General features: G+C 64.2%; 20 protein-coding genes and 3 pseudogenes. 18 read left to right on the forward strand and 5 right to left on the reverse strand.

Annotated features, from left to right (window positions below; genetic code table 11):
• Positions 1 to 10: 10 nt before the first annotated feature.
• Together HAP54_RS31590 and HAP54_RS31595 are read right to left on the reverse strand one after the other, a co-directional pair.
• Positions 11 to 598 (reverse strand): ANTAR domain-containing response regulator, encoded by a 588-nt coding sequence (locus tag HAP54_RS31590; protein WP_166294118.1) that lies wholly within the window; start codon positions 596 to 598, stop codon positions 11 to 13.
• Positions 595 to 1,673 (reverse strand): annotated as a pseudogene (locus tag HAP54_RS31595) (transporter substrate-binding protein). Before HAP54_RS31595 ends, HAP54_RS31590 begins: the two are co-directional and overlap by 4 nt.
• A gap of 413 nt (positions 1,674 to 2,086) precedes the next feature.
• Here HAP54_RS31595 and HAP54_RS31600 point away from each other — a divergent pair.
• The 9 genes and pseudogenes from HAP54_RS31600 (at position 2,087) to HAP54_RS31640 (ending at position 11,427) form a co-directional block, all read left to right on the forward strand.
• Positions 2,087 to 3,541 (forward strand): amidase, encoded by a 1,455-nt coding sequence (locus HAP54_RS31600; RefSeq protein WP_210297515.1) that lies wholly within the window; start codon positions 2,087 to 2,089, stop codon positions 3,539 to 3,541.
• On the forward strand, positions 3,465 to 4,460 hold the full coding sequence (locus tag HAP54_RS31605) for an acetamidase/formamidase family protein (protein WP_166294119.1): 996 nt from the start codon (positions 3,465 to 3,467) through the stop codon (positions 4,458 to 4,460). Before HAP54_RS31600 ends, HAP54_RS31605 begins: the two co-directional genes overlap by 77 nt.
• Positions 4,461 to 4,492: 32 nt before the next feature.
• Entirely contained in the window at positions 4,493 to 5,731 is a 1,239-nt protein-coding gene (locus HAP54_RS31610; protein WP_166294121.1) for an urea ABC transporter substrate-binding protein, read from the forward strand.
• Between the two features lie 94 nt (positions 5,732 to 5,825).
• Entirely contained in the window at positions 5,826 to 6,692 is an 867-nt protein-coding gene (locus tag HAP54_RS31615) for an ABC transporter permease subunit (RefSeq protein WP_166294123.1), read from the forward strand.
• A 13-nt stretch (positions 6,693 to 6,705) separates the two neighbouring features.
• Complete coding sequence (locus HAP54_RS31620; protein ID WP_166294124.1) at positions 6,706 to 7,779, forward strand: branched-chain amino acid ABC transporter permease; 1,074 nt, start codon at positions 6,706 to 6,708, stop codon at positions 7,777 to 7,779.
• Positions 7,780 to 7,782: 3 nt separating this feature from the next.
• Positions 7,783 to 8,503, forward strand: a pseudogene (locus tag HAP54_RS31625) (ATP-binding cassette domain-containing protein).
• A complete protein-coding gene (locus tag HAP54_RS31630; RefSeq protein ID WP_166294126.1) occupies positions 8,493 to 9,203 on the forward strand; it encodes an ABC transporter ATP-binding protein in 711 nt (236 codons plus the stop codon). Before HAP54_RS31625 ends, HAP54_RS31630 begins: the two are co-directional and overlap by 11 nt.
• A gap of 42 nt (positions 9,204 to 9,245) precedes the next feature.
• Entirely contained in the window at positions 9,246 to 10,007 is a 762-nt protein-coding gene (locus tag HAP54_RS31635) for an SDR family NAD(P)-dependent oxidoreductase (RefSeq protein WP_166294128.1), read from the forward strand.
• A gap of 16 nt (positions 10,008 to 10,023) precedes the next feature.
• Positions 10,024 to 11,427, forward strand: a complete 1,404-nt coding sequence (locus HAP54_RS31640) for an amidase (RefSeq protein WP_166294130.1) — start codon at positions 10,024 to 10,026, stop codon at positions 11,425 to 11,427.
• 7 nt (positions 11,428 to 11,434) lie between these two features.
• On the opposite strand, the gene HAP54_RS31645 is transcribed toward HAP54_RS31640, so the two are convergent.
• Complete coding sequence (locus tag HAP54_RS31645; protein WP_166294132.1) at positions 11,435 to 13,024, reverse strand: ABC transporter substrate-binding protein; 1,590 nt, start codon at positions 13,022 to 13,024, stop codon at positions 11,435 to 11,437.
• A gap of 21 nt (positions 13,025 to 13,045) precedes the next feature.
• Positions 13,046 to 14,248 (reverse strand): serine hydrolase domain-containing protein, encoded by a 1,203-nt coding sequence (locus HAP54_RS31650; protein ID WP_166294134.1) that lies wholly within the window; start codon positions 14,246 to 14,248, stop codon positions 13,046 to 13,048.
• Between the two features lie 233 nt (positions 14,249 to 14,481).
• Here HAP54_RS31650 and HAP54_RS31655 point away from each other — a divergent pair, with 233 nt between their 5' ends.
• The 9 genes and pseudogenes from HAP54_RS31655 (at position 14,482) to HAP54_RS31695 (ending at position 25,104) form a co-directional block, all read left to right on the forward strand.
• Complete coding sequence (locus tag HAP54_RS31655; protein ID WP_166294136.1) at positions 14,482 to 15,156, forward strand: helix-turn-helix transcriptional regulator; 675 nt, start codon at positions 14,482 to 14,484, stop codon at positions 15,154 to 15,156.
• 830 nt (positions 15,157 to 15,986) lie between these two features.
• Positions 15,987 to 17,563: pseudogene (locus HAP54_RS31660) on the forward strand (gamma-glutamyltransferase family protein).
• Between the two features lie 112 nt (positions 17,564 to 17,675).
• Positions 17,676 to 18,722 (forward strand): helix-turn-helix domain-containing protein, encoded by a 1,047-nt coding sequence (locus HAP54_RS31665; protein WP_166294138.1) that lies wholly within the window; start codon positions 17,676 to 17,678, stop codon positions 18,720 to 18,722.
• 84 nt (positions 18,723 to 18,806) lie between these two features.
• A complete protein-coding gene (locus HAP54_RS31670; protein ID WP_166294140.1) occupies positions 18,807 to 19,802 on the forward strand; it encodes a SphA family protein in 996 nt (331 codons plus the stop codon).
• Between the two features lie 250 nt (positions 19,803 to 20,052).
• Entirely contained in the window at positions 20,053 to 21,720 is a 1,668-nt protein-coding gene (locus tag HAP54_RS31675) for an amidohydrolase (protein WP_166294142.1), read from the forward strand.
• The gene (locus HAP54_RS31680) at positions 21,720 to 22,808 is read left to right on the forward strand and encodes a CobW family GTP-binding protein (protein ID WP_166294144.1); all 1,089 of its coding nucleotides are present in this window, start codon (positions 21,720 to 21,722) and stop codon (positions 22,806 to 22,808) included. Before HAP54_RS31675 ends, HAP54_RS31680 begins: the two co-directional genes overlap by 1 nt.
• Positions 22,809 to 22,900: 92 nt before the next feature.
• Complete coding sequence (locus HAP54_RS31685) at positions 22,901 to 24,214, forward strand: ABC transporter substrate-binding protein (RefSeq protein ID WP_224741701.1); 1,314 nt, start codon at positions 22,901 to 22,903, stop codon at positions 24,212 to 24,214.
• 1 nt (position 24,215) lies between these two features.
• Positions 24,216 to 24,947: an ABC transporter ATP-binding protein gene (locus HAP54_RS31690; protein WP_166294146.1), complete on the forward strand. Its 732-nt coding sequence runs from the start codon at positions 24,216 to 24,218 to the stop codon at positions 24,945 to 24,947.
• Complete coding sequence (locus tag HAP54_RS31695; RefSeq protein WP_283843180.1) at positions 24,940 to 25,104, forward strand: ATP-binding cassette domain-containing protein; 165 nt, start codon at positions 24,940 to 24,942, stop codon at positions 25,102 to 25,104. The genes HAP54_RS31690 and HAP54_RS31695 overlap by 8 nt, the downstream gene beginning before the upstream one ends.
• Here HAP54_RS31695 and HAP54_RS31700 read toward each other — a convergent pair.
• Entirely contained in the window at positions 25,091 to 26,155 is a 1,065-nt protein-coding gene (locus HAP54_RS31700) for an IS630 family transposase (protein ID WP_166204319.1), read from the reverse strand. The two genes, HAP54_RS31695 and HAP54_RS31700, sit on opposite strands and share 14 nt — an antisense overlap.
• Between the last annotated feature and the right edge of the window lie 17 nt (positions 26,156 to 26,172).

Genomic DNA, 26,172 nt, shown 5'->3' on the forward strand with positions numbered 1-26,172 from the left:
ATCGGTGGAGCTAGCCTATTGCCCGCGGGAGGGAGCCCTTTGCCGTAATCTCCGCAGAAATGTCCTCGATTGTCTTGCGCTGTTCCATGGCGGCCCGCCGGATCAGCGCAAAGGCTGCCGGCTCGGCCAGCGCATGGGTGTGCATGACCTGAAGCACAGCGGCGAGCACGATGCGACGGGATCGAAGCCGCTGTTCGAGCTTGACCACTTGCTGCTTCAGCTCGTTGGTGCGCTCGTTCCGCTCGAAGGCCATCACGAGGGCGGCATAGATGCCCGCCGAGCGCAGCGGCTTGACCAGGAATGATGCCGGATCGAGGTCGAGCACCAGCTTCAGCCGGCTCGGCGTCTCCGTGCCGAGCAGGGCGATGACGGGGCTCCGTCCAAGTGCGGTACGCTGCGCCGGTGAGGTGAGCGGCAGGAACTCGTCGTCGACCAGCGTCACGTCCGGTCGGCAGTCGATCTTGGCGCCGGGCTCCCATGTGACAATCTCGATCCCGAGACGCTCGAACTGGCGCCTGACGATCGAAGCATCGCGCTCGTCCTTGATGGTGACCAGGGCCTTGCGTCCGCGCAGCGAAAATGAAGACGGTTTGCTCATTTCACAACCCGCAAATGCGGCGCATTCGGCGACGCTGCATCCCGTGCGGGGCTGGCGGCGACGTCGAGCTGCGTCAGATAGGGATCCGGCTTAACCGGAGCTTCAGCTTCCCAGAAGATGTCAAACTGTCCTTCGGCGTTGGAGACGGCCAGCCGCGGCGTCAGGACGCAGTGGTTGTTGCTATCGTCAATCCAGACCGGACCCTGTGGCGAATTGTAGCGATGGCCGGCAGCGGCGCGCCGCACCTCGCCGATATCAGATGTGCCGGCGCGTTGCAGCGCGCAACGAAAGCCTTGTTCTCGGGCAGGCAAATGCTTTCGAAATAGGCTGATGATGTGATGCATCCGGCCGATGCCGGGCCTGCGATCTTGAGCTCGGGCTCGCACAGGCTGCAGCTCAGCATGGGAATGTTGAGGTTGGCCGCAGTGGTTGCGGCATGAAAGGCACGGATAAAATCATAGCTCGAACTGCCGACCAGCGTGTTGAAGACAACCGGCGGCCGGCGCCGTACGATCTCGTCGACGATGTGCGTCACCGCGCTCTCACCGAGTTCGAGCAGGCGTTCGGCGAGAATGCGACCTCCCGCCGCCGTCACCAGCTCGCGGGTGACGCGATTGGTTTCCCAGGTCCAGACATAGTTGGAGCCGACGCAGAAGATCTCACGCGACAGATTGTCGAGCACGTAACGCACCAGCGGCAGCACGTTGTGATTGGGCGAGGCGCCGACATAGATGACGTTGTCGGAGCATTCGAAGCCCTCGTAGCGGGCAGGATACCAGAGCAGTCGGTCGGTGCGCTCGACGATCGGAAGTACCTGTTTGCGCGAGGCCGATGTGTAGCAGCCGATGATGTGCTCGACCCCGACATTGCGAATGAGGTCGTCGCAGACCGTATGGTATTCCGCAATGACCCCGCGGGGATCGCGGACATGCGCTGATATCGAGAAATCGAATCCATCCTGCTCGTTGATCTCGTCGACCGCCATCATCGCGCTCTTGAGGATCTCGCGCCCCATGGCCTGATAGGGCCCGTGCTGCGAGCAGATGATGCCAACTGGTATGGACGGCTTTGTCATCGGCGGCTTTCACTGAATCCACGAAGCAAACCATCTTCGCAGAGGTCGGGGCAAGAGGTCATGCCGCTTTGCTGCGCATGCACCTCGCGAAATTTGTGCAGCCAGCCTCGTTGACAACGCGCTGCACACTTCCTTAGAATTTTCTCCTACAGGCGTCGAACTTGCGTGCGTCGATTTGGCCGATGACGTCCCGGTCGCCGCGCAGAGTGCTCCGTTCGATCCCGGGCCCGATGCGATAGTTCATAGCCGCGGCATTTGAGCCATTCGTCACCTTCGTTTCGGAGGGGCGGGTGGCTTTTTGCTTTTGCCGCGAAACAAATTGGCGACACGTCCGTGTCGCCAAGCCGGAGGCGCATGCGCGGTGATGGGCGGTGCCTGCGCTTGCGTCATGTCAAGTGCGGGGATGCGAGACGATGACGGAACTTCACTATCTCGGGCTGATCGAGGTCGGGCAGCAAATCCAGGCCAAGAAGCTCTCGCCGGTCGAGGTGACCAAGGCGATGCTCGGACGGATCGAGCAGCTCGACGGCAAGCTCAAGAGCTACGCCTATGTGATGGCCGATGCGGCGCTTGCGGAAGCGGCGGCGGCCGAAGAGGACATCGCGTCCGGCAAGGTCAAGGGTCCGCTGCACGGCGTACCGATCGCGATCAAGGACCTGTGCTGGGTCAAGGGCGCTCCAGCCGCGCACGGCATGACCATCCATCGCGATTTCCGACCGAGCGAGGACGCCACGGTGGTCGCGCGGCTGAAGGATGCCGGCGCCATCGTCCTCGGCAAGCTGCAGCAGACCGAAGGCGCCTATGCCGACCATCACCCGAAGATCGATCCGCCGAAGAACCCGTGGAACGCCGATCTGTGGTCCGGCGCATCCTCGAGCGGTTCCGGCGTCGCCACCGCGGCGGGCCTCTGCTTCGGGTCGCTCGGAACCGACACCGGCGGGTCGATCCGCTTTCCCTCGGCTGCCAACGGCATCACCGGGCTGAAGCCGACCTGGGGACGTGTCAGCCGCTACGGGGCCTTCGAACTTGCGGCCACGCTGGATCACATCGGGCCGATGGCGCGCAGCGCGGCCGATTGCGGCGCCATGCTCGCCGTGATCGCCGGCCAAGACCCCAAGGACACCACATCAGTGCCGCTGGCCGTGCCGGACTATCTCGCCGGTCTCACCGGAGACCTGCGCGGCGCGACGATCGGCGTTGATCGGCGCTGGACCAGCGAAGGCACCGACGATGCCGCCGGCAAGGTGCTCAGCGAAGGTCTGCGTGTTGCTGCTGATCTCGGTGCCAAGATCAAGGACATCACGTTCCCCGATCCCAAGGCCGTGATCGAGGACTGGTTCCCGTTGTGCGGCATCGAAGTGGCCGTGGCGCATGAGGAGACCTATCCGGCACGCAAGGACGAATACGGCCCCGGGCTTGCGGGCCTGCTCGATCTCGGTCGGGCGCAATCCGGCATGGACTATCAGAAGATCGTGCTGCGGCGCGAAGCGTTCCGCGGCGCGGTGCGGCTGTTGTTCGAGACGGTCGATCTGATCGCCGTCCCGGCGCAAGCATTTGCCGCACCGACACTGGCCAAAATGGCGGCGCTTGGCGAGGACGCGTCGCTGATTGCCGGGCTGCTTCGCTTCACCTGTCCGTTCGACATGACCGGAAGTCCGACTGTGACGCTTCCCGGCGGTTTCGCGCCGAGCGGCGGCCCCGTCGCCTTCCAATTCGTCGGCCGTCACTTCGACGAGGCAAGTCTCGTCCGTGCAGGCGCCATCCCGCGATCTGAGTTGAGGAGCCGTTGGCATGACCGAAGACTGGTTGAAGAGTTCCATCATGGCAAAGCGGGCCGTCGCCAAGGGCGCGACCGGCACGACCCATAGTTTGACGATCGAGCAACAGGGCGGCTTCCATTACGTCTATGGACCCTATGCCAAGCCGACGCTGTCGATCGATCCGGGCGGGGTGGTCGTCGTCGAGACCGAAGACGCCTTTGGCGGCGTGCTCACCAGCGAGACCGACAGCCCCACCGCGAAGCTGAACTTTCCTTACCTGAACCCGCAATGCGGACCGATCGCGGTCAAGGGCGCCAAAAAGGGCGATTGCCTCGCCGTCTATATCCGCGACGTCGAGACCCGCGGCGCACAGCCGGCAGGCACCACCTGCATCATTCCGGAGTTCGGCGGTCTGGTCGGGACCGCATCCACGGCGTTGCTCAATCCGCCGCTGCCCGAGCGCGTCAAGAAACTGCATGTCGACCGCAACGGGGTGCGCTGGAGCGATAAGATCACGCTGCCCTACGAGCCGTTCATCGGCACCATCGGCGTGTCGCCCGAGATCGAGGCGGTCTCCTCGCTGCAGCCCGACTATCACGGCGGCAACATGGACCTGCCCGACGTCGCGCCGGGTGCGATCATTTATTTGCCGGTGCATACCGAGGGCGGGCTGCTCTATGTCGGTGACTGCCACGCCACGCAAGGCGATGGCGAGCTCTCAGGTGTCGCGCTCGAGCAGCGCGCGACCGTCACGCTGCAGGTCGATCTGATCAAGAACTGGAGCTTTGCCTGGCCGCGGCTCGAGACGCGCGACTTCATCATGACGATCGGCAGCGCACGGCCGCTCGAAGATGCGGCGCGTATCGCCTATCGCGAGCTGGTGCGGTGGATGAGTGCGGACTACGGCTTCGACGAGATCGACGCCTACATGCTGCTCAGCCAGGCCGGCCGCATGCGGCTCGGCAATATGGTCGACCCCAAATACACGATGGGGGCGTCGATCCTGAAGAATTACCTCAAGGCGTGACTTCCAACATCCTTCAACGAGAGGACATCGCGATGATTTCGGGGCGTGTAGTCGGAATAGCTTTGCTTGGAGCCGTGATGGCGACGGCAGCAATAGGTAGCGCCCGGGCAGCCGAGCCGCCGTTGAAGATCGGCTTGCTGGAGGACGTCTCCGGCGACCTCGCATTCATGGGCATGCCGAAGCTGCACGGATCGCAGCTGGCGGTCGAGGAGATCAACAAGAGCGGCGGCATTCTCGGGCGGCAGATCGAGTTGATCCATCTCGATCCGCAGGGCGACAATGCCCGCTACCAGGAGTTCGGCAGGCGCTTGCTCAATCGCGACAAGGTCGACGTTTTGATCGGCGGCATCACCTCTGCCTCGCGCGAGGCGTTGCGTCCGATCGTCGATCGCACCACGACGCCGTACTTCTACACCAACCAGTATGAAGGCGGCGTTTGCGACGCCAGCATGATCAGCATGGGCGCGGTGCCGGAGCAGCAGTTCTCGACGTTGATCCCCTGGATGGTCCAGAAATTCGGCAAGAAGGTCTACGTCATCGCCGCGGACTATAATTTCGGCCAGATCTCCGCGGAGTGGAACCGCAAGATCATGAAGGATCTCGGCGGTGAAGTCGTGGGCGAGGAATTCATCCCGCTCGGCGTGTCGCAGTTCGCGCAGACGATCCAGAACATCCAGAAGGCGAAGCCGGACTGGTTACTGACGATCAATGTCGGCGCCGCGCAGGATTCGTTCTTCGAGCAGGCGGCTGCCGCCAACCTCAATTTGCCGATGGGGTCTTCGATCAAGGTCATGCTCGGCTTCGAGCACAAGCGGTTCAAGCCGCCGGCGCTCAACAACATGCATGCGACCGCCAACTGGTTCGAGGAGATCGACACCCCCGAAGCCAACGACTTCAAAAAGCGCTGGCACGCCAAGTTCCCCGATGAGCTCTACATCAACGACATGGGCTACAATGCCTACAATGCGCTCTACATGTACAAGACGCTGGTCGAGAAGGCGAAGTCGACCAAGCTCGAGGACATGCGCAAGGTGATCGCGTCAGGCGATGCCTGCATCGACGCGCCCGAAGGCAAGGTCTGCGTCGATCCGAAGAGCCAGCATACCTCGCACCGCATGCGCCTGATCTCGGTCGGGCCAAAGCATGAGGTGACCGTTGAGAAGGACTACGGGACGATCCAGCCATACTGGCTTGGTGAGATCGGCTGCGATCTCACCAAGAAGAACGACAAGGATCAGTACACGCCGAGTCATCTTCCCAACAAATCGTGACGCGCGCGGGCACGATTCTTGCTCGTGTTGTTCGTCACGATGTTGAAGCGAGCCGGCGCCGCAATGATGCGACGCCGTGATCACGGAGACCGGAATGTCGGCTGAACTCTTCTCGTTATTCTATCAGTTCGCCGACGTCTTCGCGTTCCTGATCCTGTCCGCGGCGGGGCTTGCCATCGTGTTCGGCATGATGGGCGTCATCAACATGGCGCATGGCGAGTTCATCATGTGCGGCGCTTACGTGACCGTGGGACTCGTCAATCTCGGCGTACCGCTTCCGATCGCCCAGATCCTGGCTGCGCTGACCGCTGGGATCATCGGCATGATCGTCGAGTTCCTGATCGTGCGGCGTTTCTACAAGCGTCCGCTCGATTCCCTGCTTGCCACCTGGGGTCTTAGCCTGATCGTGACGCAGTCGATGCTGCTGATCGTCGGTTCCGCGGTGCGCGGCATAGGCACGCCGGAAGGAGCCTTTGCGATCGGCGGCTACACGTTCTCGACCTACCGCCTTGTGCTGTTCGGCTGTGCAGTCGCAGTACTGGCCGGCCTCTACATCATCTTCATGAAGACGCGCTTCGGCGTGATCGCGCGCGCAACGATGCAGAACGCGGCCATGGCGAAGGCGCTTGGCGCGCGCACCGGGCGGATCTATTCCATCAGCTTCGGGATCGGCACGGCGCTTGCGGGACTTTGCGGCGCGCTTTACGCGCCGACCATGACGCTGATCCCGACCATGGGCGCGACCTTCGTGGTCGAGAGTTTTGTCACCGTCGTGATCGGCGGCGCCAACGTCTTGCTCGGAACTGCGCCGGCCGCGGTGTTCCTGGCGATGATCAGGATGGCGCTGAATGCGAGTTATGGCCAAATCATCGGGCAGATCGGCATGCTGTTTGCCGTCATCCTGATCATACGTGTCCTGCCTGAGGGACTATCCAGCGTGCTGGTTCGCCGTGGCCGCTAGACGGGAATTTTGGATGTCCAAGCTGCTCGACGGTCCGCAGACGCTCGGACGAGGCAAGATCTTCTGGTCCTGTTTCCTAGCTGTGCTGGCGGGCGCGCTGATCTATCCGTTGTTCGCCGATTCCTATGATGTCGGCAATTTTGCCTACTTCCTGATCTGGATCTTCATGGCGCTCGGCCTCTGCCTGATGTGGGGGTACGGCGGCATGCTGTCGTTCGGCCAGACCTTCTTCTTCGGCATCGCCGGCTACGGCTACGGCGTGCTCGCCATCAACATGGGCGGGGGAACGGCGACGATCGCAGCGCTGGTTCTCTCCGTCCTGATCGCGATGATCGCGGCCGGGATCCTCGGCTATTTCATGATCTGGGGCGGCATTAGCGGGATCTTCTTCGGCATCGTGACGCTGTCGGCGACGCTGGTGCTTGCGTTCTTCCTCGGGCAGACGGCCGGACCGGAATGGCATATCGGTCCGGCCCGGCTGAACGGCTTCAACGGCATGAAGGGAATGGACCCGCTCACCGTCCGTGACTTCACCATCGAAGGATCGGCACTCTATTACGTCATGATCGCGCTGATCGTGATCGTCTACATCGCGCTGCGCATGCTGGTGAACTCGAGCATCGGCAACGTGATCGTGGCAACGCGCGAAAATCCGCAGCGCGCCGAGATGCTCGGCTATGACGTCCGCAAGTATCAGCTGCTGACATTCGTGATCGGCAGCGGCCTCGCAGGGCTCAGCGGTGCGCTGTACACGTCCTGGGGCCAGTTCATCACGCCGTCCAGCATCGGCCTGCCGGCGGCGGCGATGCCGATCGTGTGGGTCGCGTTCTCCGGACGCAACGATCTGACCGCGACCCTGGTTGGATCGTTCCTGCTGCTGTTTGGCTTCCAGACCATCACGGTCTATAGCCAGCAGGCGGCGCTGGTGCTGATGGGCGTGCTCCTGCTCGCCACCGTGATGCTGGCGCCGCAGGGATTTGTGCTCGGTATCGGCAAGCTCGTCGTCGATTGGTGGTCCCGCCGCCGACGGCGCGACGAAGGCCCCGCGCTGGCGGAAGCCGGCCGTCTGCAATCGGATGAGACCTGAATCATGGCGCTGGTCGATGTGAAAGGCGTATCCAAGCGGTTCGGTGGATTGACCGCCGTCTCCGACGTCGACCTGACGGTCAATGTCGGCGAGGTGCATTGCCTGATCGGGCCCAATGGGGCGGGGAAGAGCACGCTGTTCAAGCTGATCGTCGGCCTCTACCCGCCGACCGCGGGCAGCATCTTCTTCGACTCCGTCGATATCACCAATGAGCGTCCCTATGCGCGGGTGCAGCGCGGCATGAGCATCAAGATGCAAGCGCCGAGCGTGTTCAAGGAACTGCCGGTGCGGCAGAACATCCAGATCGCGCTCCAGGAGCGGCTGTCGGGCGCTGAACGCAACGCCGAGGAGGAGCGGCTGCTGTCGCTGCTCAATCTGGCTGATGATAGCGGCAAGCTCGCCGGCGCGCTGTCCGCACGGCCAGCAGCAATGGCTCGAGATCGGCATGGCGCTGGCGTTGCAGCCGCAGCTCCTGCTGCTGGACGAGCCGACCGCCGGCATGTCGCCGGAGGAAACCTACAAGACCGGTGAACTGATCAAGTCGTTCAATGCGGAGGGCATGACGGTGCTGGTCGTCGAGCACGACATGGCGTTCGTACGTCAGGTCGCGCAGCGCGTCACTGTTCTGCATCTTGGCAAGATCTTTGCGCGCGGCAGTCTGGAAGCCATCCTGGAAGATGAGAAGGTCGCGGAAATCTATTTGGGTAAGACCCATGCCCACTGATCGCATTCTGGACGTGTCGGGACTTTGGGCGGGCTACGGCGCGACGCCGATCCTGCAGGGTGTCAGCATGTCGGTCTCGCGCGGCGAGATCGTCGGCGTGATCGGCCGCAACGGCGTCGGCAAGTCGACCCTGATGCGGTGCCTGATCGGCCTGCTGCAGACCTGGCGCGGCACCATCACCTTCATGGAGCAGGACGTGACGCAGCTCGAGGCAGACGCGCGGGCGCGCGCCGGCTTCGGCTACATCCCGCAGGGCCGCGACGTCTTTCCGCAGATGAGCGTCGAGGAAAATCTGCAGGTCGGTGAGCTGATCGGCGGACCCGACGGCAAGAAGCTGCCGGAGCTCGTCTATACGTATTTTCCGCGCCTGAAGGAGCGCCGGCGGCAGATCGCAGGCACCATGTCGGGCGGCGAGCAGCAGCAGCTTGCGATCGGCCGCGCGCTGATCGGCAATCCGTCGCTGATGATCCTCGACGAGCCCTCCGAGGGCATCCAGCCGTCGATCGTGCAGCACATTTGCGAGGCTTTGAAGTCGTTCAGGAACGAGCTTGGGACGACGATCATCTTCGTCGAGCAGAATCTCGACACCATCCTGGCGATCGCCCAGCGCTGCTACATCATGGAAAAGGGCAAGATCACCCGATCGCTGGCCGGTGAGGAGGTCAACGCGGATACTGTTCGCGCACAACTGCTGCTTTGATACCGCACGTTCGACAATCGATAATAAATGGAGGGAATGGACATGGATCTCGGACTCAAGGGAGCAAAGGTTCTCGTCACCGGCAGCACCAAGGGCATCGGCAGGGCAATCGCCGATACGTTTGCGGCCGAGGGCGCCAATGTCGGGATTTGTGCGCGCAACCAGGCTGACGTCGACGCCGCGGTCACCGCGATCAAGGCCAAGGGCGTTGCCGCGTTCGGCAGCGCTGTCGACGTCTCGAACGGGCCGGCGCTGAAGGCCTGGGTCGCTGACATGGCGTCCAAGCTCGGCGGCATCGACGTCGTGGTCGCCAATGTCAGCGCGCTCTCGATCGGCCAGGACGAGGAGAGCTGGGAGAAGGAATTCTCCACCGACATGATGGGGACGGTGCGGCTCGTCAACGCCGCGATGCCGCATCTGGAGAAGAGCAAGGCCGCTGCGATCGTCACCATCTCCAGCGTGTCCGGGCGCGAGGTCGATTTTGCCAGCGGTCCTTACGGGACGTTCAAGGCCGCGATCATCCACTACACGCAGGGCCTCGCCTACCAGCTCGCCGCCAAGGGCATCCGGGCCAATTCGGTGTCGCCCGGCAACACCTATTTCGAGGGCGGCGTCTGGAACATGATCAAGGACGGCAATCCCGAACTGTACAAGACCGCGCTGGCGCTCAACCCGACCGGCCGGATGGGCACGCCGCAGGAGATGGCGAACGCCGCTGTGTTCCTGGCGAGCAAGGCGGCGAGCTTCATCACCGGGACCAACCTCGTCGTCGACGGCGCCTTGACGCGCGGTGTCCAGTTCTAGCCGGGGCCACATCGACATGTCAGCGGATCCATTGCACTACAAATCCATCACCGAGATCTCCGAGCTGTTCCTCCGCAAGGAGGCGAAGCCTTCGGAGGTCACGGAGGCGATCCTGGGCCGGATCGCGAAGCTGGATGGCCAGTTTCATGGCTACGCGCTCGTGCTCGCGGAGCGGGCGATGGCCCAGGCCAAGCAATACGATGCAGAGATCGCCAAGGGCATCTGGCGCGGCCCGCTGCATGGCGTTCCGATCGGGTTGAAGGACCTCTGCTACACGAATTTTGCGCCGACGGCGGCTGGCACGACGATCCACGCCAGGTTCGTGCCGTCCTTCAATGCCACGATCGTGGACCGGCTCGAGCTTGCCGGCGCGGTGACGCTCGGCAAGCTCAAGATGACGGAGGGGGCCTATACCAGCCACCATCCCGCCGACCAGGCGCCACTCAATCCGTGGAATGTGGACTATTGGGTCGGCTCTTCGTCGACCGGATCCGGTGTCGCGACGTCGGCCGGCCTCTGCTACGGCTCGATCGGCAGCGATACCGGCGGCTCGATCAGGTTTCCGTCGGCAACCTGCGGGTTGACCGGAATCAAGCCGACCTGGGGCCGCGTCAGCCGGCACGGCATCTTCCCGTTGGCGGATTCGCTCGATCACGTCGGACCGATGTGCCGCAGCGCTGCGGATGCCGGCGCGATGCTCGGCGTCATCGCGGGCGCTGACGTCAACGATCCGACCGCCTTGCGCGCTCCGGTGCCGAACTATCTGGCCGGAGCGGGCGATGGCATAAGGGGCTTGAGGATCGGCGTCGATCGCAGGTACACCCAGGAAGGCATCGATCGGCAGGTCGTGGTCGCCTTGCTGGAAGCCGAGCGCACGCTCGCCGCTCTCGGTGCCGACATCCGTGAGGTGCATTTCCCGCCTTATCAAAGGCTCGTCAGCCAGTGGATTCCGATGTGCTCGGTGGAGACGGCTGAGGCGCATCTGGACACCTACCCGTCGCGGAAGTCGGAATACGGACCGGACCTCGCCCAGGTGATCGAGCAGGGCAGGTCGGTGAGTGGTGTCGATATTGCCGCGATCCATCGCGAACGGCTCAAGTTCAGCGGCAGCCTCGCTGCGATGTTCGAGGATATCGATCTGCTGCTGATCCCGACGATGCCGGTGCCGATCCCGACGCTCACCAAGATGAGCGAATACGGCGCCGATCCCACGGTGTTGTTGAGCATCCTGCGTTTCACCGCGGTGTTCGACTTCTCGGGCAGCCCGACCATCACGCTGCCGATGGGCATGGCGTCGGACAAGATGCCGCTCAGCATGCAGCTGGTCGGTCCGCATCTCTCCGAAGACTTGCTGGTCCGCGCCGGTTGCGCGTTCCAGTCGGTGACGGATTGGCATACGCGGCGGCCGCTCGTCGAATAGAGCGCCGTCAACCGGTCTTGTCGACGTTCCAGAACAACGGCACCGGCGCGCGGACGATGTCCTTCAGCGCCTTCCGCGTCGCGGCCGGCTGATTGTATTGCCCGGTGGGCACGTGGGTGACCACCTCATAGGCGCGCGCCTGGATCTTGTCGGCGAGCGCCTTCTGGTCGGATGGCGCCGCGGTGCGGGCAAAGCCGTCGCGCAGCCGCTCGAGCTCGGCGTCCTCGACCCAGCCGAAGAAGCCGCCGTTCTTGCCCTTGCCGTTGACGCAGGCGTTGCCGATCGGATTGATCAAATCGGCGCTGGCCCAGGTCGAGTGGTAGAGCGACCAGCCGCCCTCGGCCGGCATCGACTGCTTGGCGCGCCGCGCCACCACCGACGCCCAGTCCATCGCGAGCAGGTTGACGTTCATGCCGATCGCGCGCAGCGCTTCGGCGGTGACGGTGCCGAGCGCCGTGATGATCGGCGCGTCGGTCGCGTGCAGGATCGTGATCGGCTCGCCCTTGTAGCCGCCTTGCTTCAGCAGCTCCTTCGCCTTGGCCGTATCGGCCTTGGTCGACCAGCCGACCGCGCTTTCGAACGGTGTGCCGGCGACGAAGATCGCGGGCGTGATCTTGTAATAGTCGGGATTGCCGATCTGGGTGTCGAGCCAGTCCTTCTGGCTCACGGCGTGCAGCACGGCCTGGCGGATCTCCGGCCGGTCGAACGGCGGCACCAGCCAGTTCATCCGGCACATGCCGGAAAATCCAAGCGTATTGTAATCGGTCAGCTCGACATTCGCGGCGCGCGCCAGCATCGCATGATGGTCGTGCGGCGGCACTTCGAAATAGTCGATCTCGTCGTTCATCAGCGCGTTGGTCGCGATCTGGAAATCGGGCACGCTGATCCATTCGTAGCGGCCGATCTTCACGACCTTGCCGCCGCCGGTCCCGTCGGATGGCTCGTCGCGCGAAATGTAGTCGGGATTCTTCTCGTAAGCGGCCTTGACGCCGGGCTGGAATTCCGCCGTCACGAAGCGGAATGGCCCGGAGCCGAGATGATCCGTGATGGCCTGGTCGGCGGGTGTCGCGGCAATCCGCGCCGGCACGATGAAGGGCACGTTGGCGGTCGGCTTGCCGAGCGCCGCCAGCACGAAGCCGCACGGCTCCTTCAGCACCATGCGGAAGGTGCGCTCGTCGACCCTCTTCAGCTCGACGACGAACTCGAACAGCTTCTGGCCCATCGTGTCGCGCCTGGCCCAGCGCTGCAGCGACGGGATCACGTCGGCCGACGTCACCGCGCTGCCGTCATGGAATTTGAGGCCGGGGCGCAGACGGAACGTGTAAGTCAGATTGTCGGCCGAGACCTCCCAGGCCTCGACCATCTGCGGCTTGATCTCGAGTTTCGAATTGGTCGAGAACAGCGTGTCATAGATCATGTAGCCATGGTTGCGCGCCGTCCACGCCGTCGTCATGATCGGGTCGGTGGCGCGCAGCGGTGCATGCATCACCGCAGTGATCGTCTTCGAACTGGCCCGCGCGATGCGCGGCATCGCAACGCCGAGGCTCGCGCCGGCGCCGATCTGCAGAAGGGTGCGCCGGTTGATCGATGGTCCCATGATGTCCCCTGTCGCAACCTGTCAGGCCTGGCCGCTGAGCCTGGCCGCGATCGCGCGGTAGCCGCGCATCCACATGTGATCGAGATCGAGATCCATCGGCAGCGGCTGCGAGGAGACGCGCGCGATCACGGTTTCATTGACCGGATCGATGTAGATCCACTGGCCATGAATGCCGACTGCGGCAAACGGGGCTTCGCGCCGGTCGAGCGTGTACCACTTGTTGCGGTAGTTGCCGTTTGGAAACACCTTCGTCAGGTCGCCGCGCGACCACGCCTCGGCATTGCCGTTGTGCCTGATGTCGTCGATCCACCATCCCGGCACGACCTGTCGGCCGTTGCTGATGCCGTGATTGCGCATCATCTCGCCGAAACGGGCGAGGTCGCGCAATGTCGCGCAGACGCCGCCGGCGACGCGGGCCGCACCGCGGGAATCGACCGTGATGTAGGCGTCGTGCTCGGCGCCCATCGGCTGCCACAGATAGTGGGAGAGGATTTTCGCGTAGGAGATGCCGCAGGCGCGCTCATAGACCCAGCCCAGCACGTCGGTGTTGGTCGAGACGTAGTGGAAGGTCTGCCCATGCGGCGTGCCGTTTGGCCGCAGCGTGCGCAGGTAGTCGCGCAGATTGCTTGGCGGAATGGCAGGATCCGGCGGCTCCCAGCCGGTCGAGCGGCGGTAGTTGATGACGTCGCCGTCGCGCGCCATGTAATCCTCGTCGAAGCGGATGCCGACGCTCATGTCGAGCAGATGCCGCACCGTGCAGCCGTCGCCATAGACCGATCCCTCCATCTCCGGGATGTAGCGCGTCACCGGCGCGTCGGGGTCGAGCTTGCCGCGATCGGCCAGGATGCCGCCAAGTGTGCCGGCGACCGACTTGCTGACCGAGAAGATCAAATGCGGGGTGCCCGGTGTCAGGCCGTGGGCATACCATTCGAACGCGATCTCGCCGCGATGCGACACCACGATGCCGTCGGTGTGGCTCGCGCGCAATGCCTGGCCGACGCCGACCGCCTCGCCGCGCGGGTTTGCGAAGCTGACGTCGTCGAGATAGCGCGGCGCAAAGGACAGCGGCGCCGGCACTGAGGCGCGCGCGATGTTTGCGGTGGGCAAGAGCTCGCGCACGTTGCGGAACGCCCATTCGCTGTAGGGATGCTGACGCCAATTGGCCAGCGTGACTTGTTCGTCGGCCGCCGGAGGGAAGGCGGCCATGATGCGACGCGAATTCATTGTTGATCCAGCAATGCCATTGGAAGTTTCACGAAAGTTCCGCATGCGCCGCGCCGCTCGCAATCAACCGGATGGTGGAGGTGGCCGCCGGGTTACCCCGGTGTAACCGTTTCAAGGATGTGCGTGGCGCGGGCTTGGCCCGCAAATTGCTTGACTAAGCCCTGCGTCTGTCCCAGCGTGCCGAGCATGCGACGCGCAGACGTCCGCCATCGGGAAACATCGGGAGGTAGGTCATGATCGCGCTTCTGGGCCGACCGGATTCGGCGACCACGCAGGCCATTCAGTTCGCGCGCGGCATTCTCGAGGGGTCCGCGACCGCGTTCTACGAGGTCGACGGCAACCTCACCCTCAACCGCTTCGTGCTCAGCAGCAACGTGCCGCCGAGCTTCCACGATCAGTATCTTGCCGGCATGAACCGGCTCGATCCGCTGCATCCGCGTTCCGCGAGCAACCGGCCGATTGCCCGGCTGAGCGTCGCGCTCGATCAATGCGCGACCCAGGAGGCGGCGACCTACCGCGCCTTCGCCGGCCAATGCGGCGTCGCCGACATGATCGAGTTCTTCTTCCGCCGCAACGACCGGATCGTGGCCGGAATGAGCGTGCTCTGGGCGCCGGGCTGCGCGATTCCGGACGGCAGCATGCACATCGCCGAGAAGATCCACGACTATCTCGAGTTCAACCTGACCAGCCGCCTGTCGTCCAATGCCGACGAGCCGCCGCGGTACGGACTGACCTCGCGCGAGATGGAGGTCGTCGAGCTGCTGTGCTGCGGCCGAACCAATCGCGAGATCGGCGAGTGCCTGAGCATCGGTCTCGCGACGGTGAAGACGCATTTGATCCATATCTTCGAGAAGCTCGGCGTCGAGACCCGCTCGGCGGTTGTCGCGCTGATGTCGCGGCCGCATTAGGCCGCGGGCGCTGTGATTCAACTGCCAAACCGCTTGTTCGGTGTCATCGCCTGGCTTGACCGGGCGATCCAGTATTCCAGAGACAGTTGTGCTTGAGTGGATGGGCCGCGGCGTACTGGATCGCCCGGTCGAGCCGGGCGATGACAGTGTGGGTGGGGACGCAACTTCGCGTTCTCGCGACATGAATCGTCCGAGCTTTGGATTTCGTTCCACCCTCTCTTGAGCAGAGGGCGCAGGGAAAGCCGGGTGCCGATCGCACCCATGGGCCCCGAGCAAAGGGTAGAAAGCTCGGGGGTAGGACCACAGGTGTAACCAGAAACTCCGGCTTTCCCTGCGCGATGGGTTACGGCTTACTTCGTGCTCTCCCCGGCGAGACTGGGCTTGCTTGTCACCGCCTTCGCAAGACGCAATTGCGTCTTACAAGGGGACACCGGCCGCTAGGGCGTCAGGACCACACGACTTCACCGTCCGCCTCAATCACGCTTCGTCCGTCGTGATCTCAGCGTCCACCGCATCTCACACCGCGTTCGTGACGATCGCGAAGCGCCCCTCGATCGGGTGAGACGGGCGAACCATACACTGAGTTGCAATTCCGATAAACCGAAATATTTTTGCTGCGAGGGCTTGACGCGTTTTGCTGAGTTGCCCGTCGGGTTGTTTTGTCGCACGCGGCAAGCGCGCAGCCGCAGGCCGGCCTCGTCCGCGTCACCCGATCCACCGTACGGTTGATTGCTGCACCCGCCCGCGCAGGCCGAAATTTCCCCAAGGACCGGTGTCGTTTTCGACAATGTTGGCGAGCGGCTGCCGCTCGCAACATCAGAGGATCCGACATGCGTGATTTCATGGCCATCGGTCGCTCGGTGGCGGTTGCCGAGCGTGGCATGGCCGCAACCTCGCACCCGCAGGCGACGCTCGCCGCGGTCGAGATGCTGAAGGCCGGTGGCAACGCGGTCGATGCCGCGGTCGCGGCGGTCGCGGTGCAGGGCGTGGTCGAGCGCAGATGACCGGGATCGGCGGCGATTGCTTTGCGCTGGTTTCGCCAAGGGACGGCGCGCCGATTGCGCTGAACGGATCGGGTCGCACCCCTGAAGGCACCGATGCAGAGAAATTTGCCGCGGGCAGTGCGCGCGACATTCCGCCGACTGCGCCGGAGGCGGTGACAGTGCCCGGCGCGATCGATGCATGGTGCCGGCTGGTGGCCGATCACGGCAGCAAGCCGCTGGAGGAGATCTTCCGGCCGGCGATCACGGCCGCCGAGCAGGGCTTTTGCGTGACGCCGCGCGTTGCCGAGGACTGGCGCCGCTTCCGGGCTCGCATCGAGATCGACGCCAATGCGGCGGCGCAGTTTCTTCCCGGCGGCAGGGCACCGGAGGTTGGCGACATCCGTACGCAACCTGCGCTCGGCCTTACCCTGCGCAGGATCGCGCAACACGGGCGCGACGCCTTCTACGCGGGCGAGGCCGCCGACGAGATGACCGGCATCTTGCGCGGGCTGGGCGGGGCGCACAGCGCTGCGGATTTCGCCGCACAGATCTCGGACTATGTGCGCCCGATCTCGGCGCGCTATCATGACCATGACGTGGTCGAGTGTCCGCCGAACGGGCAGGGGCTCGCGGCGCTGATGATCCTGCGGACGCTCGCGGGCTTCGACGTCGCAGCGCTCGCGCAGGCCGATCGCATCCATCTGCTCGCCGAAGCGACCAAGGCCGCCTACCGGGCGCGCGACGCCTTCTTCTGCGATCCCGCCGTCAGCAACGTCGATCCGGCCGCATTTCTTGCCGATGACTATATCGAGACGATCCGCAGCAAGATCGACATGAAGCGGGCCTCCACACCTGCCACCTGGGATGACATCGAGCACCGTGACACCGTCTATGTCACCGTGGTCGACCGCGACCTCAACGCCGTCTCGCTGATCAACTCGCTGTTCTATCCGTTCGGCAGCGGCATCTACGCGCCGAAGTCAGGCGTCCTGCTGCACAACCGCGGCTGGAGCTTTCGCGCCAAACCCGGACACCCGAATTCGCTCGGGCCGCGCAGGCGCCCGATGCACACGATCATCCCCGGCCTGCTCCGCAAGGACGGCAAGACCGTGATGTCGTTCGGCGTGATGGGCGGGCACTACCAGGCGGCGGGTCATGCCAATCTGCTCTCGAACATTTTTGACATGAAGATGGACATCCAGGCGGCGGCCGAGGCGCCGCGCTCCTTTGCCTTCGACGGCGTGCTGTCGCTGGAGACGACGATATCGCCCGCGATCCGCGACGAGCTGCGCGCCCGCGGCCACGATGCGCGCTTCTCCGAGGAGCCGATCGGCGGCTGCCAGGCGATCCGCATCGACCATGCCAGGGGCGTTCTGTTCGGAGCTTCCGATCACCGCAAGGACGGGCTGGCGCTGGGCTTCTGACCAAGGTCGGCCGTGGCCGCGAATTGTTTCTGGAAAGATATAAATCGTCCATCCAAGGGTTGATTGTTGCTGCACCCCGCGTTCGCCGAAGCTCGGCGTCGGGGAGCGCTTCATGGCAGCGATTTCCGAAGCAGAGTCTGGCAGGGCAATCGACGTGTCGGTGGGGGAGTCCGCCGACGCGGCGGAGCATGCCGGCCGGTTCGGTGGCTGGAAGTTGCGCATGGATCAGGTGTCGTCGGGACGGTTCGCCGGACGTCTGGTGAGGATCCGGCTCGAGAGCCTTGAGATCGTCAGGGAGACCACGACGCAAGCGCTGATCAAGCAAGGTACGGCGTGGCCGGATGCTCTGGTGTTCAGCCTGCCGCTGGCGGCGTCAAGCGACGGACATTTCAACGGCCGCTCCTTGGCGTTTCCCGATGTATTGCTCAACGATGGCGTCGATCTGCCGCCGCTGGTGACGCCGACCCTGCTGGACGTCGTATCGATTGCGATCGCGCGCGATCATCTTGCGTCATCGCTGGACGCGCTCGGCGAGACGCAGTCCGCGGACCTCGTTTCCGGCTATCGGCAACCGCACCATTCATTCGGTGGGCCGGGATTGCCGGCGCTCCAACAGGGTTTTCGCGAAATCTGCGATCCAGGTCATCAGCTTGAGACGACGATCGGGTTTTGTCGCACGCGCGCATCTCTCCAGGATATGGTGGTCGGCGCGCTCGCCGAAATCCTGTCGAAGACGTCGCGGGCAGAGGTCAGGGCGGCGACCGCCCACAAGAGACTGGTCGATCGCGTCAGCGACTACATGTTCGCGCATGTCGACGATCCGCCCAACATCGCCGATTTGTGCCGCATCGCCGGTGTAAGCCGCAGGACGTTGCAGGCCTGCTTTCGGGATGCGCTCGGTCTCACGCCGTCGCAATATCTGCGGACGCTGCGGCTGAACGCCGTGCGCCGCGAGTTGCGCGCGCTTGCTGCGGCGGGCCGGCCGATCTCGATCGGCGACGTGGCGGCGCGGTGGGGTTTCTGGCACTGGAGCCGCTTCACCGAAAATTATCGGCTGTTGTTTGACGAGTTGCCCTCGCGCACCGTTCAGAACGTGCTTTCCGCCCCACGCTACGACTTTTTCATTTGCCATGTCGGCGGGTCTGCCGATTCCGGATAACGCACGCCGGAGATCCTTTCCTAGGTTTGCCCGGATTTGCAGCGCCGCGTCGCGGCGCAGCGATATCGGGGACGGAGGGGCAACATGAACTTCAACGGACGACTTACGGCCGCGGCGCTTGCCGTGACAGCGGCGGGCATGACATCAGCCAACGCATTCGAGTTCGGTTACGCGGGTTGGGCGCAGAAGCCGGGCATTACGCTCGGCGGTGGAACGGCCGGCGCGCCGCCGCCCGGGCTTTACAGCTTCAATCAGGCGTTCACCTATCAGTCGAACATTGTCGGGCCGGGCGCGCCGAATGTCGGTGGGGCGGCGACGCCGGTGCATGCGGCGGTCGAGGCGTCGGGCTTGCTGTGGGTGCCGGGCTGGACATTCCTCGGTGCAACCTACGATGCGGTCATCGTGCAGCCCTGGATCATGGCCGATGTCGGCTCGCCGGTGAACATCCAGCAGGCCGGCATGCACAACACCTACATTGTGCCGGCCGAACTGAGCTGGAAGCTCGGCGATAGCGGCTTCTTCATCAAGACGGGACTCGGCATCTATATGCCGAATGGCTCGATCAGCGGGCCGGCCGGCTTGAGCAACGTCGGCAATCCCTGGTGGACGTTTCAGCCCGAGTTCGTGGTGTCCTACCTGAAGGATGGCTGGAATCTGACGGCGAACCTGTTTCAGGAGATCAACACCAGCAATTCGATCACCGGTTATCGCTCCGGCGACGTGCTCCACGCCGAGTTCACGGCCACCAAGACGATTGGAAACTGGACCGTCGGTCCCATCGCCTATTACGCCGGGCAGGTGACCAACGACACGTCGAGCGCTAACGGCGCGATCAACGTCAACCGGTATAACATCTGGGCCGGCGGCGGCCTCGTTGGCTACAATTTCGGACCGGCAGCGCTAACCGTCTGGGCAACGCACGAGTTCTCCTCGAACGCCTCCGGCGGCACCGCCGGCCCGCCCGGAATTGATACGGCGTCGATCACCAAGGGCTACTCGGTGTTCGCCAATCTGAGCTTCCGTCTCTGGGCACCGGATGAGCCAGCGACGCCGCCGAAGCGGCCGATGTTCACCAAGTAGCGCAAGCGCCGACATACCCCGCCAGGCACGTCAAAAGGGAGCCGCGTCGATCGCGCGGCTTCCCGATGGCTGCCCGTTTCCATCACCTGAGCCCGGCAGGACGGGTGCATCCACCGGACGGTGGATTGTTCCTGACGCCGACATGCCGAACCTTTGGCCATCATGCTGGCGTCGTGCGCGGTTCAGCCCTGTGCACCGCGCGGCGAAAGGCTGATCGCTGCAGGCTTCCCCAATCGAGAAGTTGATCCATATGAGCAGGACATTCGCCGACACGGTCTTCCGCAACGGCCGGATTTACACGTCGAACCGTGAGCTGCCCTGGGCGACCTGCGCGGCGGTCAAGGCCGGCCGGTTCATCGCCGTGGGCGACGAACGCGATGTTGCGGAGCTGGTCGGCGAGGGGACCGCGACCGTCGATCTCGGCGGCCGGATGGCGATGCCGGGCATCGTGGACATCCACAATCACATCATGATGGGCGGGCACGCCGATCTCTACGAGCTGCGCTTCTCCAACGCCGACAGCATTCCAAGGATCGCCGAGACCCTGTACAAGGCGGCGTCGGCGGCGGCGCCCGGCGCCTGGATCGTCGGCGGGCAGTTCGGCAACAATCTGCTGAATGAGATGAACACCGCGGAGTCCTGCGCGCTGCTGGATGCGGCATGCCTCGGGCATCCCGTGGTGCTACGCGACGACAGCTATCACAATCGCTGGGCGAGCTCCGCGGCGTTGCGGCTTGCCGGCGTGCAGGCCGATTCCCCTAACCCGACCGACGGCGAGATCGGCCGCGACCTCAAGAGCGGGACGCTCACCGGGATCATGATCGAGGCCGCCTCGGGCCTGGTCGAGCGGGCGCTCGCCGCCTCCGGGCACTACACAGCCGAGATGGACCGCGCGGCGGTGGCGCGCTCGATCGGAGTCCTCAACACCTATGGCGTCACCGCCTTCATCGACGCCGCCAGCATGCAGCCGATCATGGCCGCGCTGAAGGGGCTCGACGACCGCGGGGAGCTCACCGCCTGGGCGGTCTGCGCCATGCCGGTGGTCGAGCCGGGCTTCATGTTCGGCAAGGCCGGCGAGGAGCTGTTCGCGCTGCGCGAAGCGTATCGCGGCGCGCATGTGAAGCCTGATTATGTCAAGGTGTTCCTCGACGGCGTGCCCGGCGCCAAGACCGCGGCGTTCCACGAGCCTTACATCGCCGATCCCGTGCGCGGCTGCTGCTTCCGCGGCTCGACGATGCTGACGGTGCCTGACCTGATCCGCTGGCTCGGACGCTGCGAGAAGCTCGGGCTCGCCGCAAAGATCCATTGCGCCGGCGATGCCGCCGTGACGCAGGCGCTCGATGCGATCGACGTCGTGCGCAGCTTCAACGGGGCGACCCAACTGGTGCACCAGATCGCGCATGCGAGCTACATCGCGCCGGGCGACATCCCGCGCTTCGCCGAACTCGGCGTCGCGGCCGATCTGTCGCCGATCATCTGGTATCCGACCATCTTCCTCGAGGCGCACAAGGCCGCGATGGGCGAGGAGCGTGCGCAGCGCTTTTGGCCGAACAAGGATTTGAAAGAGGCCGGCGCGCTGATGGCCGGCGGCTCGGACTGGCCGGTGATCCCGATCCCCGATCCCTGGCAGGGCATCGAGGGCATGGTGACCCGGCAAAATCCGACCGGGGATTTTCCCGGCAAGTCGCTGTGGGCCGAGCAGGCGCTCGATCTCGCCACCGTGATCGACATCTACACCATCGATGCCGCGCGCGCGGCCGGGCTCGGCCGGTCGATCGGCTCGATCGAGGTGGGCAAATCGGCCGACCTGATCGTGCTCGACCAGATGATCTTCGACATCCCGCCGGATCAGCTCGCCGACACGCGGGTCGAGATGACCTTCTTCGAGGGCCGCAAGGTCTACCAGCGGGGGGCGTGATGGGAGCAGTGGATCAGATCCCGGTCACGGTGCTGACCGGCTTCCTCGGCAGCGGCAAGACCACGGTGCTGAACCATTTGCTGCGCCAGCCGGAGCTTGGCGGCGTTGTCGCCATCATCAATGAGTTCGGCGAGGTGGCGCTGGATCATCTGCTGGTCGAAAGCAGCGAGGACCGCCTGGCGCTGCTCGACAATGGCTGCATCTGCTGCTCGGTGCGCGAGGATCTGATCGAGACGCTGGCCGATCTCGCAGCGCGTCGTGCCGCCGGGACAATCCCGCCGTTCCACCGCGTGCTGGTCGAGACCACCGGGCTCGCCGATCCCGTGCCCGTGCTGCACACGCTGATGACGGCGCCCGATGTCATTGGTCGCTACCGGATCGACGGCGTGGTCGCGACCGTCGATGCGGTCAATGGCGCGCACACGCTCGAGTCGCACAGCGAGGCCGTCAGGCAGATCGCGGTTGCCGACCGCCTGCTGGTCACCAAGACCGATCTTGCCGCCGATGATGATCTGTCGCGGCTCGATGCGCAGCTTGGGGCGATCAATCCGGTGGCGACGCGCTCTCTTGTGCGGAACGGGATGGTCGATCCGGCAAGAGTTCTCGATGCCGGGCTGTTCGATCCGGCGGCCCGCTCGGCGGATGTCGTGCGCTGGTTCGATCTGGCCTCGCAGGCGGCGAACGCGACGCACGATCACAGGGATCACCATTGCGGCGCCGAGGATTGCGCCCATCACAGCCACCACACGCACGACGCAGGCGTGTCGTCCTACAGCCTTGTTATCGACGAGCCGATCCAGCGCGACGCGTTCGCGCGCTGGCTCGACTATGTCGCGGCGCTCAAAGGCGAGGACCTGCTGCGCTTCAAGGCGATTGTGCACGTCGCCGAGCAGCCCGATGCGCCTGTTGTGGTGCATGGCGTACAGCACGTCTTCCATGCGCCGATCACGCTGGGCGGCTGGCCGTCGGCCGACCGGCGCTCGCGGCTCGTCTTCATCGTGCGCGGCATCCCGCGCCAGATCATCGAAAACACATTGTGCAAATTCGCAGCCGTGAGCCGCGCGGCGATCCGGCGATCGGCGGCCTAGAGCATGATCCGGAAAAGTGTGAAGCGGTTTTCCGAAAAGATCATGCTCAAAGAAAGCCAGCTTACTTCAGAGTTTGTTTCAGGGAGAGGGACATGACCGAGAATTCAAAGACGAACTCGTCCGGCCGGCTCAACCGGCGGACATTGTTGAAGGCGGCCGGCGCCTCCGGACTCGTGTCTGCCATGAACGTGCCGTTGGTCAATATCGCGCGCGCCGCGAGCAACACGATCAAGATCGGGTGGGTCGGATGCCTGTCCGGCGTCCGCGCGCCATTTGCCGAGCCCGATACCTGGATCCACGAGCGGATCAAGGCGCGGGTGAAGGATGGCCTGAAGATCGGCGGCAAGACCTACCAGATCGAATTCGTGTTCAAGGACAACCAGTCCGATCCGAACCGGTCCTCGGTGGTGGCGAGCGAGCTGGTGCTGCGCGAAAAATGCGATCTCATCCTGGTCGAGGACGGCGACGCCCAGGCGCCGGTGCAGGAGCTGTCGGACGCCCGCTCGATCCCGTCGATCTCGACCATGGTGCCGTGGCAGGGCTGGATGTTCCCGCGCAAGTCGACGCCGGACAAGGGCTTTCCCTACAGCTTCCATTTCTTCTGGGGCGCCGACGACGTCGTCAAGAACTTCCTCGGCATGTGGCAGTCGGTCGACACCAACAAGAAGGTCGGCACGCTCTATATCGACAATCCGGCCGGACAGGCGTTCTCCGATCCGAAGGTCGGGTTGCCCGGCGGCATCGCGCAGGCCGGCTATCAGGAATTCTCCGCCGGCAAATTCCAGATCGCGACCGACGACTTCACCAATCAGGTATCGGCGTTCAAGAACAACGGCGTCGATATCGTCTCCGGTTTCACCTACGGCAATCATTGGGTGACGCTGTGGAATCAGGCGGCGCAGGCCGGCTTCAAGCCGCAGATCTGCACGGTGGCGGCGGCGTTCCTGTTCCCGAGCGCGGTGAATGCGCTCGGCGATCGCGGCGACGGCATGTCGACCGAAGTGTGGTGGACGCCGGCCTATCCGTTCAAGTCGTCGCTGACCGGGCAGAGCGCGGGCGATCTCGCCGCGGAATGGGAGAAGACCACCGGCAAGCAATGGACCCAGCCGATCGGCTACGCCCACGCGCTCTGGGAGGTCGCGCTGGCGGCGCTGCAGAACAGCGATCCCAAGGACAAGAACTCGCTGCGCGATGCGATCGCCGGCCTCGACATGGAGACCGTGGTCGGCCGGGTCAAGTTCAAGGACAGCCCGATCAAGAGCGTCGCGGTGACCTCGCTGTCGGGCGGGCAATGGCGCAGGACCAAGGGCGGCAAGTCGAAATACGAGCTCCTGATCGTGCACAACGGCACCGCGCCGTTCATCCCGAAGCAGGCCGATCTCGCATTGCTGTCCAAGCTGGCCTGAGATGGCACCGCTTCTGCGCGTCAGCGGGCTTTGCAAGCGCTTCGGCGAGATCGTGGTCGCCGACGGCGTCAGCTTTGAGCTGGCGCGCGGCGAATGTCTCGGCGTGATCGGCCCGAACGGCGCCGGCAAGAGCTCGCTGTTGAACCTGATCGTCGGCCTGCTCACGGCCGACGGCGGCTCGATCATGCTCGACGGCGCCGACATCACCGGCCTGCCGCCGCACCAGAGGGCGCGCATGGGTCTCGGGCGGGCGTTCCAGATCCCGCAGCCGTTCCCGCATCTGTCGGTCTATGAGAACGCGCTGGTGGCTGCGTCCTACGGCGCCGGCCTGCATGGCGATGCAGCCTGCGCCTGGACGATGCAGGTGTTGCAGCGGACCGGGCTCGACGCCAAGGCGGACAAGCTCGCGGGCGCGCTGCCGCTGATCGACCGCAAGCGGCTGGAATTCGCCAAGGCGCTGGCCTCGAAGCCGAAGCTGATCCTGCTCGACGAGATCGCGGCCGGGCTGACCGAGCCCGAGGTCGAGCGCCTTGTCGCCATCATCCAGTCGGTGAAGACAGATCATGCCATGATCTGGATCGAGCACATTCCGCACGCGCTGCGCGCGGTCTCGGATCGCATCCTGGTGCTCGATTTCGGCCGCAAGGTTCTGGAGGGGCCGCCGGCCGATGTCATGGACAGCGCCGTGGTGCGCGAGATCTACATGGGATTGAAGGCCGATGGCGTTGCTTGACGTAAATGGCCTGCAGATCTTCTACGGCGATCTCCAGGCCGTGTTCGACATGAACTTCACCGTCGCCGACGGCGAGGCGGTGGCGCTGGTCGGCGCCAACGGCGCCGGCAAGTCGACGTTCCTAAAGGCGCTAGTACCCAGAATCAGAGCTGAGTGATACGGCGGCCTTTGAAACGGCGTTGACGGACCTTTTTCTTGGTCCAGACGAAGGGCTCGGCTCTGTCGTTGTATGCGTTGACGTAGGCATCGATGTGCTCCTGAAGCTGCGTGAGGCTTGTGAAGGAGGTGCCGCTGAGCGACTGCCCCTGCAAGATCGAAAACCATACCTCGACCTGATTGAGCCAAGACGCACTTGTCGGCGTGAAATGAAATTGCACGTTGGGGTGGGCCTTGAGCCAATGCTCGTTCTTCTTGTGGGTGTTGAGGTTGTCGAGGATGACGTGAAGCTTCCGGTTCGGAAAAGCCGCGGTGACGCTGTTCATGAAGTCGAGAAACTCGACGCGGCGTCGGCGTTTTGAATGCGCCGCGATGATCTTTCCGGTGGCGACTTCGAGCGCCGCAAACAATGTTGTGGTGCCATGCCGCTTGTAATCGTGGCTCTGGCCGGTCAAGGCGCGGCCATTGGGCAACTTCAGATAACCCTGCGCTCGCTCCAAAGCCTGGATCGAGGGCTTCTCGTCCACGCACAGCACAATGGCCTTCGCGGGCGGGGCGACATAGAGGCCGACAACATCGGCGGCTTTGGCCGTAAAGTTCGGGTCGTTGCTCTCACACCAGGACTTACGAGCCGCGAGGTCAATCTTGTGGCTGCGCAGGAACCGCCAGACATATTGGACGTCAACATCGCCCAGCGCCCCGGCCAGCAGGGGCCCGGTCCAGCGTGCGAACCCGTCCGGCGGCGGCTTGTCCAGCAGCTTCAGAATCCGCTTGTCGGTGGCCTTCGTATAGATTGGCTGCTTGCCCGGTCGCGGCTTGTCTTGCAGCCCTTCAAGGCCTTGGTCGGCATAGCGATGCCGCCAAAGGCTGACAATCCGCGGCTGGACCCCAACTTCCTTGGCGATCGACCGAGTGCTGCGTCCATCCGCCGCCAACAGAACTATCCGCGCCCGCTTCAAATCGCGCTGCAACGTCACCGGGGAGCGGCAACACGCCTCAAGCACCTTGCGATCTTTCCTCGAAAGGTGGACTTCTCTTGCTTCGGGTATCATCCCGACCTTGAATCACG

The organism is Bradyrhizobium sp. 2S1 (assembly GCF_011516625.5).
GTDB classification, from domain to species: Bacteria; Pseudomonadota; Alphaproteobacteria; order Rhizobiales; family Xanthobacteraceae; genus Bradyrhizobium; species Bradyrhizobium septentrionale.

What these genes read in the sequence shown, in the direction of transcription:
- HAP54_RS31590 (WP_166294118.1), bottom strand. Translation starts at nt 598, where the DNA reads ATGAGCAAACCGTCTTCATTTTCGCTGCGCGGACGCAAGGCCCTGGTC.
- HAP54_RS31600 (WP_210297515.1), top strand. Translation starts at nt 2,087, where the DNA reads ATGACGGAACTTCACTATCTCGGGCTGATCGAGGTCGGGCAGCAAATC.
- HAP54_RS31605 (WP_166294119.1), top strand. Translation starts at nt 3,465, where the DNA reads ATGACCGAAGACTGGTTGAAGAGTTCCATCATGGCAAAGCGGGCCGTC.
- HAP54_RS31610 (WP_166294121.1), top strand. Translation starts at nt 4,493, where the DNA reads ATGATTTCGGGGCGTGTAGTCGGAATAGCTTTGCTTGGAGCCGTGATG.
- HAP54_RS31615 (WP_166294123.1), top strand. Translation starts at nt 5,826, where the DNA reads ATGTCGGCTGAACTCTTCTCGTTATTCTATCAGTTCGCCGACGTCTTC.
- HAP54_RS31620 (WP_166294124.1), top strand. Translation starts at nt 6,706, where the DNA reads ATGTCCAAGCTGCTCGACGGTCCGCAGACGCTCGGACGAGGCAAGATC.
- HAP54_RS31630 (WP_166294126.1), top strand. Translation starts at nt 8,493, where the DNA reads ATGCCCACTGATCGCATTCTGGACGTGTCGGGACTTTGGGCGGGCTAC.
- HAP54_RS31635 (WP_166294128.1), top strand. Translation starts at nt 9,246, where the DNA reads ATGGATCTCGGACTCAAGGGAGCAAAGGTTCTCGTCACCGGCAGCACC.
- HAP54_RS31640 (WP_166294130.1), top strand. Translation starts at nt 10,024, where the DNA reads ATGTCAGCGGATCCATTGCACTACAAATCCATCACCGAGATCTCCGAG.
- HAP54_RS31645 (WP_166294132.1), bottom strand. Translation starts at nt 13,024, where the DNA reads ATGGGACCATCGATCAACCGGCGCACCCTTCTGCAGATCGGCGCCGGC.
- HAP54_RS31650 (WP_166294134.1), bottom strand. Translation starts at nt 14,248, where the DNA reads ATGAATTCGCGTCGCATCATGGCCGCCTTCCCTCCGGCGGCCGACGAA.
- HAP54_RS31655 (WP_166294136.1), top strand. Translation starts at nt 14,482, where the DNA reads ATGATCGCGCTTCTGGGCCGACCGGATTCGGCGACCACGCAGGCCATT.
- HAP54_RS31665 (WP_166294138.1), top strand. Translation starts at nt 17,676, where the DNA reads ATGGCAGCGATTTCCGAAGCAGAGTCTGGCAGGGCAATCGACGTGTCG.
- HAP54_RS31670 (WP_166294140.1), top strand. Translation starts at nt 18,807, where the DNA reads ATGAACTTCAACGGACGACTTACGGCCGCGGCGCTTGCCGTGACAGCG.
- HAP54_RS31675 (WP_166294142.1), top strand. Translation starts at nt 20,053, where the DNA reads ATGAGCAGGACATTCGCCGACACGGTCTTCCGCAACGGCCGGATTTAC.
- HAP54_RS31680 (WP_166294144.1), top strand. Translation starts at nt 21,720, where the DNA reads ATGGGAGCAGTGGATCAGATCCCGGTCACGGTGCTGACCGGCTTCCTC.
- HAP54_RS31685 (WP_224741701.1), top strand. Translation starts at nt 22,901, where the DNA reads ATGACCGAGAATTCAAAGACGAACTCGTCCGGCCGGCTCAACCGGCGG.
- HAP54_RS31690 (WP_166294146.1), top strand. Translation starts at nt 24,216, where the DNA reads ATGGCACCGCTTCTGCGCGTCAGCGGGCTTTGCAAGCGCTTCGGCGAG.
- HAP54_RS31700 (WP_166204319.1), bottom strand. Translation starts at nt 26,155, where the DNA reads ATGATACCCGAAGCAAGAGAAGTCCACCTTTCGAGGAAAGATCGCAAG.